Origin of the sequence: Streptomyces colonosanans (assembly GCF_001866645.1) — a bacterium.
In the GTDB taxonomy this organism is placed as follows: Bacteria; Actinomycetota; Actinomycetes; order Streptomycetales; family Streptomycetaceae; genus Streptomyces; species Streptomyces colonosanans.
On the sequence record NZ_MLYP01000092.1, the window covers coordinates 73,043 to 80,282 of the forward strand.

7 protein-coding genes and 1 pseudogene are annotated in these 7,240 nt (G+C 69.0%); 3 read left to right on the plus strand and 5 right to left on the minus strand.

Annotated features, from left to right (window positions below; all coding sequences use genetic code 11):
* Nucleotides 1-219 precede the first annotated feature (219 nt).
* Both BIV24_RS36595 and BIV24_RS28680 read right to left on the minus strand, forming a co-directional pair.
* Nucleotides 220-1,004: pseudogene (locus tag BIV24_RS36595) on the minus strand (IS30 family transposase); the annotation flags it as partial.
* Nucleotides 1,005-1,086: 82 nt separating this feature from the next.
* Complete coding sequence (locus BIV24_RS28680; protein WP_107459779.1) at nt 1,087-2,790, minus strand: fumarate hydratase; 1,704 nt, start codon at nt 2,788-2,790, stop codon at nt 1,087-1,089.
* Between the two features lie 191 nt (nt 2,791-2,981).
* Between BIV24_RS28680 and BIV24_RS28685 the strand changes: the two genes are divergently transcribed.
* On the plus strand, nt 2,982-3,686 hold the full coding sequence (locus BIV24_RS28685; RefSeq protein WP_071369378.1) for a DUF1707 SHOCT-like domain-containing protein: 705 nt from the start codon (nt 2,982-2,984) through the stop codon (nt 3,684-3,686).
* 163 nt (nt 3,687-3,849) lie between these two features.
* Nucleotides 3,850-4,218 carry a WhiB family transcriptional regulator gene (locus BIV24_RS28690; protein ID WP_079168604.1) on the plus strand — a complete coding sequence of 123 codons (369 nt, stop codon included), beginning with the start codon at nt 3,850-3,852 and terminating at the stop codon, nt 4,216-4,218.
* A gap of 132 nt (nt 4,219-4,350) precedes the next feature.
* Here BIV24_RS28690 and glpX read toward each other — a convergent pair whose 3' ends face one another.
* On the minus strand, nt 4,351-5,385 hold the full coding sequence (gene glpX, locus BIV24_RS28695; RefSeq protein ID WP_071369380.1) for a class II fructose-bisphosphatase: 1,035 nt from the start codon (nt 5,383-5,385) through the stop codon (nt 4,351-4,353).
* Between the two features lie 125 nt (nt 5,386-5,510).
* Here glpX and BIV24_RS28700 point away from each other — a divergent pair, with 125 nt between their 5' ends.
* Nucleotides 5,511-6,032, plus strand: coding sequence for a DUF4245 domain-containing protein (locus BIV24_RS28700; protein WP_071369381.1), 522 nt, complete (start codon nt 5,511-5,513; stop codon nt 6,030-6,032).
* 105 nt (nt 6,033-6,137) lie between these two features.
* Here the strand turns inward: BIV24_RS28700 and BIV24_RS28705 are convergent, their stop codons facing one another.
* Complete coding sequence (locus BIV24_RS28705) at nt 6,138-6,728, minus strand: malonic semialdehyde reductase (protein ID WP_071369382.1); 591 nt, start codon at nt 6,726-6,728, stop codon at nt 6,138-6,140.
* A 172-nt stretch (nt 6,729-6,900) separates the two neighbouring features.
* Nucleotides 6,901-7,131, minus strand: coding sequence for an exodeoxyribonuclease VII small subunit (locus tag BIV24_RS28710; RefSeq protein ID WP_071369383.1), 231 nt, complete (start codon nt 7,129-7,131; stop codon nt 6,901-6,903).
* Nucleotides 7,132-7,240 lie beyond the last annotated feature (109 nt).

Consider the following 7,240-nt stretch of genomic DNA (forward strand, 5'->3'; position numbering starts at 1 on the left):
TGCCGGCCGAGAGAACAAGAGCGGTGCAAGCCGCGATCCGCCGCGCGCGCTTCGGGCGCGCGGGGACAGGCCGGGTGGGTTCCACAGAAGACAAAGCCCCCCCAGGGGTAAGTGGTGGAACCGGGTCGAACGGATTCACAGATGCGTCACAGGCATGGCGAATCGGCGCCCGGGATGATCAAAGACTCTACAGATGTAACGCACGGGACCGAAAGGGTTAACGATGGCGCCTTCCCAAGTGGCCGGGCAGGGCCCGGTCTTCGGCCTCGCCGGACGCTCGCTGATCATGATCATCGGGGTGGAGAACCGCGGCTGCCGGCAGGCGGCCTGGCGGTGGGGCCTGCGGCGGGTGCGGCCGGTGCGCAGAGCCTTGGCCAGTTCGCGGCGCAGCTCGCCCCGGCCCTGGACGTAGAGGGCCTGGTAGATCGTTTCGTGGGCCACGTGCATCTCCGGCCGGCGGGGAGCTGTGCCCGCAGAGCCTGGCAGATCTGCTCGGGGCTCCACCATATGTCCAGGTGACGCTGGATGAAGTCCCGCAGTTCGGGGTTCTGGCCGATCTTCCCGGGCTTGGGGCGTGGCCGGCGGGCGTCCGCGCGGGCCTGGGCGGCGTAAGGCCGGTACTGGCCATTGACCGGGTGCCGATTGCGACGGATCTCGCGGCTGATGGTGGATGGGCTGCGGCCCAGCTCGGTGGTGATGGCGCGGAGGGTGGCCTTCTCCCGCAGCCGGTCGGCTATGTGAATGCGGTCAGCCTAGCCCAGGTAGCGCGACGGACCGGATGAAGGCGGCGCCTCCTGGTAGATCGGAGGCGCCGCCTTCTCACGGCCCTTGTGGGCGTGGCGGCCGTTGCGCCACGTCTTGCCGGTCCGGACGTCGATGCCGACGATCCGGCAGGCTTCCCTGCTGCTGTAGCCCTGCTGCATGAGCTGGAAGTATGCCGCCCGCTCACGGGTCGGCTTCTTCCGTCCCTGCGGCTTTTGGTCCTTGCGGATCTCGAAGTCCATCGCACCCCTTGAACTGGGGTGTTGCGATGACCACTAGAACCCAAGACCTCGCCAGGGGCTCTCCACGGGTGCTGCTGCCCGGTCAGCCGAGGCCAGGACCCCGCACGGGGATGCTGGTGAACGTCGGCTGCTCCGGTTCCCGCGAGGTGAAGAAGTCGTTCCCCTTGTCGTCCACCACGATGAACGCCGGGAAGTCCTCCACCTCGATCTTCCAGACGGCCTCCATGCCGAGTTCCTCGTACTCGACGACCTCGACCTTCTTGATGCAGTCCTGGGCGAGGCGGGCGGCGGGGCCGCCGATCGAGCCGAGGTAGAAGCCGCCGTGGGCGTCGCACGCGTCGGTGACCTGCTTGCTGCGGTTGCCCTTCGCAAGCATCACCTTGGAGCCGCCCGCCGCCTGGAACTGCTCGACGTAGGAGTCCATGCGGCCGGCCGTCGTCGGTCCGAAGGAGCCGGACGCGTAGCCCTCGGGCGTCTTGGCCGGACCCGCGTAGTACACCGGGTGGTTCTTCAGGTACTGCGGCATCTCCTCGCCCGCGTCCAGCCGCTCCTTGATCTTGGCGTGCGCGATGTCGCGGGCCACGACCAGCGGACCGGTGAGCGAGAGCCGGGTCTTGACGGGGTACTTCGTCAGCTCCGCGAGGATCTCGTCCATCGGCTGGTTGAGGTCGATCTTGACGACGTCGCCGTCCTGCTCCAGGCCCGCGGCGGAGCCGCTGGTGAGCTCGGCGTCGGTCGTCTCCGGCAGGAAGCGCGCGGGGTCCGTCTCCAGCTGCTCGAGGAAGACGCCCTCGGCGGTGATCTTCGCGACCGCCTGGCGGTCCGCGGAGCAGGACACCGCGATCGCCACCGGGCAGGACGCGCCGTGGCGGGGGAGGCGGACCACGCGTACGTCGTGGCAGAAGTACTTGCCGCCGAACTGCGCGCCGATCCCGATCTTCTGCGTCAGCTCGAAGACCTTGTCCTCCAGCTCCTTGTCCCGGAAGCCGTGGCCCAGCTCGGAACCCTCGGCCGGCAGCTCGTCCAGGTAGTGCGCGGAGGCGTACTTCGCGGTCTTCAGCGCGTACTCGGCGCTGGTACCGCCGACGACGATCGCCAGGTGGTACGGCGGGCAGGCCGCCGTACCCAGCGAGCGGATCTTCTCCTCCAGGAACTTCATCATGGAGGCCTCGTTCAGGACGGCCTTCGTCTCCTGGTAGAGGAAGGACTTGTTGGCGCTTCCGCCGCCCTTTGCCATGAACAGGAACTTGTAGGCGCCGCCGTCCGTCGCGTACAGCTCGATCTGCGCCGGCAGGTTCGAGCCGGTGTTCTTCTCCTCCCACATGGTGAGCGGAGCCATCTGCGAGTAGCGCAGGTTCAGCTTGGTGTACGCGTCGTAGATGCCACGGGAGAGCGCCTTCTCGTCCTCTCCCTCGGTGAGGACGTTCTGGCCGCGCTTGCCCATCACGATCGCGGTACCGGTGTCCTGGCACATGGGCAGGACGCCCGCGGCGGCGATGTTTGCGTTCTTCAACAGGTCCAGCGCGACGAACTTGTCGTTCGCGGACGCCTCCGGGTCGTCGATGATGCGCCGCAGCTGGGCCAGGTGCGCGGGCCGCAGGTAGTGCTGGATGTCGTGGACGGCCTCCTCGGCCAGCTTGCGCAGCGCCTCGGGCTCGACCTTGAGGAACGTCCGTCCGCCGGCCTCGAAGGTGGAGACCCCCTCGGAGGTCACCAGCCGGTACGGGGTGGTGTCCTCTCCCGTGGGAAGCAGATCGGTGTACGCGAACTCAGGCATATCGCCCATTCCTCACTAGACAGACAGCGGCTGGCCTCCGTTGGCAGCGCCCACCAGCGTAGGACCTGACGGCGGCGGTGGGCTTGTGAGGTGGGGCTCAGTTCGACAGGTGGCTGATTCGAGGTTCGTGAGGGGGGAGGTGTTCCACAGGCCGGACCGAGGGCTAGTCGCGATCTATCGCGTTTGGATAGGCTTCTGTCGTGGACCTTCACAAGAGCCCTGCCCCGGCGGACCGGCGGCCCGTGCCCCCGGCCGAACTGCGCTGTTCCGACGCCGACCGCGACCGCATCGCCGACATCCTGCGCGAGGCCCTGGCCGAGGGCCGTCTCACCGCCGAGGAGCACGCCGAGCGCGTCGACGGTGTGCTGAGCGCCAAGACGGTCGGTGAGCTGGAGCGGTTCGTCCGCGACCTGCCCGCGGCCCACTCGCGCCGCACCCCTTCCGCCCCCGTGCCGGCGGCCGGCCGGCCTACCCCGGGTGCGATACCGGCCGACCCCGAGGAGAGGGTGGTGGCGGTCTTCAGCAGTGCCGTGCGCAGGGGGCGCTGGCGCCCCGGCCGTCATATGCACGCGTACGCGGTCTTCGGCACCGTCGAGATCGACCTGAGTGAAGCGATATTCGAGCACCAGCAGGTCCTGATCAAGGCGATCTCGGTCTTCGGCAATGTGGAGATCCGCGTCCCGGAGAACATCTCGCTGCGTGGCACCGGCGGCGGCGTACTCGGCAACTTCGAGGTGAGTCCGCTGGATTCGGGTGAGCCGAACGCCCCCGTCGTCTACGTGGACGGGCTGGCCGTCCTCGGGAATGTCGAGGCGAAGCCCAAGCGGGGCAAGCTGGTCGCGGACATCCTCGACCGTGTGTCGAGCAAGGTGGACAGGGCTTTGCGCAAACACCTGGACCGTTGACGCTTGTGAATCCGGTCGTCTGCGAACCGGACCGATCCTGCTTCGACGGTATGAACTCCCCCTGGAAGTCCAGCGGTTGGGAACGCAGTGCATAGGCGTGCGCACAGCGGGTAGGCCTTGCTGCATCGTCTCTCGCTCGCGAAGCCGTCGTCAGGAGTAGACCGTGCTGCAACCGCCGCATTCGTCCCGGGTCGCTGACGTTCCGCACCAGCGGGTGCCAGTACGCGACAGGGAGCAGGACGCCCCATGGCACACGGAGGCGGTGTGTCGACGTGACGAGGCCGGCCTGTTCTTCGCCCCCTCCAAGGAGCCCACCGCGGCCCGGCTGTCCCGCGAGGAGGCCGCCAAGCGGGTCTGTGGGCGCTGCCCGGTGATGGTCGAGTGCCGGGAGCATGCGCTGCTGCAGCCCGAGCCGTACGGCGTGTGGGGCGGCCTCACCGCCGCCGAGCGACGTGTGGTGCTGGCCCGGCGCCGCCGCCGCGACATGGAGCTCAGGAAGGCCGCACGGGGGGCGATAGCGGCGGCCGGCTGAAGGATGCGTACGGAAGGGGCGCCCTCTCCGCACAGAGGGCGCCCCTTCCCGTATTGCGGCGTGCAGCGGACCCGCGGGGCTCCCGCCCTTCGGCGCGCACCCCCTCGGATGCCCGCAGCACCCCGTCCGCCGCTACTTGGCGCGGTCGAAGTCGACCGCGCTGTACGCGCGCAGCTTGCTCAGCCGGTGCACGGAATCGATGCGGCGGACCGTGCCGGACTTGGAGCGCATGACGATCGAGTCGGTGGTGGCCGTCTCGGACCGGTAGCGCACACCGCGCAGCAGCTCGCCGTCCGTGATGCCGGTGGCGACGAAGAAGACGTTCTCGCCGGAGACCAGGTCGTCCGTGGTCAGTACCCGGTCGAGGTCGTGGCCGGCGTCCAGGGCCCGCTGCCGCTCCTCGTCGTCCTTGGGCCACAGCTTGCCCTGGATGGTGCCGCCCAGGCACTTCACGGCGCAGGCCGAGATGATGCCCTCGGGCGTACCGCCGACGCCGAGCAGCAGGTCGATGCCGGTGCCCTCGCGCAGCGCCAGGATCGAGCCGGCGACGTCGCCGTCCGAGATCAGCTTGATCCGTGCGCCGGTATCCCGGACCTCCTTGATGAGGCCCTCGTGGCGCGGCCGGTCGAGGATGACGACGGTGACGTCCTCGGGCGTGGACTTCTTGGCCTTGGCGACGCGGCGGATGTTCACCGACACGGGCGCGTCGATGTCGACGAAGTCGGCGGCCTCGGGGCCGGTGACGAGTTTGTCCATGTAGAAGACGGCGGACGGGTCGAACATCGTGCCGCGGTCGGCGGCGGCGAGCACCGCGATCGCGTTCGGCATGCCCTTCGCGGTGAGCGTGGTGCCGTCGATCGGGTCCACGGCGATGTCGCACTCCGGGCCGGTCCCGTCACCGATCCGCTCCCCGTTGAAGAGCATCGGGGCTTCGTCCTTCTCGCCTTCGCCGATGACGACGACGCCGTTCATCGACACGGTGTGGACGAGGGTCCGCATGGCGCGTACGGCGGCGCCGTCGGCGCCGTTCTTGTCCCCGCGGCCGACCCAGCGGCCCGCCGCCATCGCGGCGGCCTCGGTGACCCGGACCAGCTCCAGGGCCAGGTTGCGGTCGGGGGCCTCGGAGGGAACTTCGAGCTCGGACGGCAAATGATGATTCTCGGTCATCGGAGCGCACCTTTCTGTACGACGACGGCCGGATGAGGGTGGCTTCACGACTCTATCGCCGGGCAGACAATATGAGCCGGGGGGCCCACGGATGAGCAGACCGCTGCACCTGCGACGATAAGGGTGTGGCAGGTACGAAAGGCAAGCAGAAGACGGTCCGGGACATGGTCCTCTCCCTCGCCCTGATCGGGCTGATGGCGGGCGTAATCTATCTCTTCATCCCGCACAGTGATGGTGCCCCCGATCTCAAGCGGGTCGACTACCGGGTCGAAGTACTCACGGCGCGCCGCGCGGCGGCCTACCCGATCGCGGCCCCCGAAGGCCTGCCCGACTCCTGGAAGGCCACCTCGGTGCGCTTCGAGGCCGAGCCGTCCGACGCCTGGCACCTCGGTTTCCAGGACCCCGACGGCCAGTACGTGGCGATCGAGCAGTCGACGCAGAAGCCGTCCCTGTTCATCGAGGCGGCCACCCAGGGCGCCCAGGAGACGAAGGTCACGCAGGACATCGGCGGCCGGACGTGGCAGCGCTACACCGGCGGCCGCTACGACGCGCTCGTGCTCAAGGACAACGGCTCCACGACGCTGGTGACCGGCACGGCGTCGTTCGCGCAGCTGACGAAGATGGCGGAGGCGCTGCGGACGGCGTGACGTCCCCACGCGTGATGCCTCGGAGGCATCGTGCATCCTTTCGACCCGGCCCGTGCGAAGGGGCCCCTGGCGCTGTTGCCGGGGGCCCCTTCGCACGCGTGCGGGTCAGACCGTGGTGAAGACCTGCTCGAACTCCAGGCGCGGGGAGCGCGGGTACGAGGCGTTCTCGCCCGGCTTGCCGATGTTCACGACCATCAGCGGCGTGTGGTCGTCGTCCAGGAACTCCTTGCGGACGCCCTCGGCGTCGAACCCGGTCATCGGGCCGGCGGCCAGACCGGCGGCGCGGACACCGACGATGAAGTACGCGGCCTGCAGGGCGGCGTTCAGCGCGGCGGAGCCCTCACGGACCGGGCGCTCGGCGAAGAACGCGTCCTTGGCCTGCGGGAAGGCCGGGAACAGGGTCGGCAGCTCCTCGTGGAACTCGTTGTCCGCGGAGAGGATCGCGACCAGCGGGGCGGTGGCGGTCTTGGCCTGGTTGCCCTCGGCCATGTGCCCCACGAGGCGCTCACGAGCCTGAGGGGAGCGGACCAGCGTGATGCGCAGCGGGGTCTGGTTGAAGGCGGTCGGGCCGTACTTGACCAGGTCGTAGATCGCCTGCACCTGCTCGTCGGTCACGGGCTCGTCCGTGAAGGCGTTCGCGGTGTGGGCCTCGCGGAACAGCAGGTCCTGGGCGGTGGGGTCAAGAACGAGGGGCATGCGTGAACTTTCTCGGGTGGTGCGTCGGACCCCGGGACGATCCGGGAGTCGGCTGACGGATCCGACAGTACGAGAAGAAGGTTCAAGATTCAACAAATACCGGGCCCGCGGTGACCGACCTCACAGCGCAAGAAGGTGGCGAAACCGCTGGTCATGCGGGTGCGGAACCGGATCAGCCGGAACCCTCCGCACCCTCCTCGCTCTCCTTGGCAAGCGCCGCGTCGAGCCGCTTGCGGGCGCCCTCCAGCCACGTCCGGCACACCCTGGCCAGTTCCTCCCCCCGCTCCCACAGCGCCAGGGACTCCTCCAGCGTCGTACCTCCGGCCTCCAGGCGCCGTACGACCTCGATCAACTCGTCCCGCGCCTGCTCGTACCCGAGTGCCTCGTCCGTCTTGCTGGTCATGCGCCCACCCTAGTGCCGCGGCAGGCAACGTTTGCCCCGTCGCGACGCCCGGTACGCACTCTCGCCGCGCCCGACGAAAGCCCAAGTACGTCCAGTACGAGGGCTTCCG